This window comes from Actinoalloteichus spitiensis RMV-1378 (assembly GCF_000239155.1).
GTDB lineage: Bacteria > Actinomycetota > Actinomycetes > Mycobacteriales > Pseudonocardiaceae > Actinoalloteichus_B > Actinoalloteichus_B spitiensis.
This window is the reverse complement of sequence record NZ_AGVX02000089.1, coordinates 1-1,243: the sequence shown is the minus strand read 5'-3', so window position 1 is coordinate 1,243 and position 1,243 is coordinate 1. Positions and strand designations below refer to the sequence as shown.

The following is a 1,243-nucleotide window of genomic DNA, read 5'->3' as shown; positions in this document are numbered from 1 at the left end:
CCGCCGCCCAGCCGCTGCTCGACCGCGTCCCGCGCCGCCTGCTGGGCCGCCGGGTCGATGGTGGTCCGCACGGTCGCGCCGCGTTCCTGGAGCACGTCCATGCCGTAGCCGTTGGCGTCCAGCTCCCGCATGATCTGTTCGCGCAGCAGGTACTCGGTGGCGCTCACCCCGCTGGCCCGGGTCTCCTCCGGGTCCTTGAGGGTGTCGATCGGGTACTCCATCTGTTCGGCCTCGGCCGCCGTGACGGTGTTCGTCTCGACCATCTTGTTGACCGCGTGCTGCCACCGCGTCTCGGCGTGCTCGTGGCTGGACCGGGCCGGGTCGTGGCTGTAGGGCAGCTGGATCATCCCGGCCAGGAAGGCGGCCTGGGACGGGGTGATGTCCTCCAGCTTCGCGTCCCTGCCGAAGTAGGCCTGCATCGCCGAGGACGGCCCGGTGGTGCCCCGACCGAAGGTGATGATGTTGATGTAGCTCTCGAAGATCTTGTCCTTGCTGAACTCCTGGGTGATCTTCACCGAGAGCACCAGTTCCTTGAACTTCCTGGTGTAGGTGGAGTCCATCTCCTGGGTGGCCTGCTTGATGTACTGCTGCGTCAGGCCGGATCCGCCGCCGTAGCCGGTGATGGCGGCCCGCGCGATGCCGACCGGGTCGAAACCGCTGTTGCGTTCGAAGGACTGGTCCTCGACGGAGATGATGGCCTGCTTGAGGATCTCGGGGATCTCCTCCGCCGGTACGAACTGGAAGTCGCCGCCGTCCTCGGCCTGCGGCGTGTAGCGCATCAGCTCCCGCTCGTCCTCGGACTGGATGATCACCGTCTTGTCGCGACCGGCCAGGATCTCCTGCGGGTCGGGCACGTCCCACATGAAGTAGCCGACGGCGAAGGCGGTGGCCGGGGCGAGGAACGCCAACGCCGCCGCGACGTAGCCCGTGCGGCGGATGCGCCGCCAGATCTTCTTCCGGCGGGCCTTCTTCGCGGCGAGCTCGTCGACCTCGTCGTCGGGGCGGTCCTCGTCGTCGAATCCCGGCGAGTGCGCCGAGGTGGTGAGCGGCTCCTCGTGGGTGATCAGCCGTTCGCGCAGGACGGTGGTGGGCGCCTCGTCGCCGGGGGGCATGCCGGAGCCGTTCCGGGGGGGCGTGCCCAGTCCCTGGCGCGGCTGACCGCCCGGCGGGGTGCCGCCGGGTGCGGGGGGTGCCTGGTTCATGCGGGTGGCGGGGTCCTGCCCCGCGGATCCCGGCCCGCTCG

General features: G+C 69.9%; 1 protein-coding gene. It reads right to left on the bottom strand.

Annotated elements, in window-relative coordinates:
• Positions 1-1,202: transglycosylase domain-containing protein (locus tag ACTIDRAF_RS27190; RefSeq protein ID WP_169533950.1), on the bottom strand; the 1,202-nt coding region annotated here is incomplete at its 3' end.
• Positions 1,203-1,243: the final 41 nt, after the last annotated feature.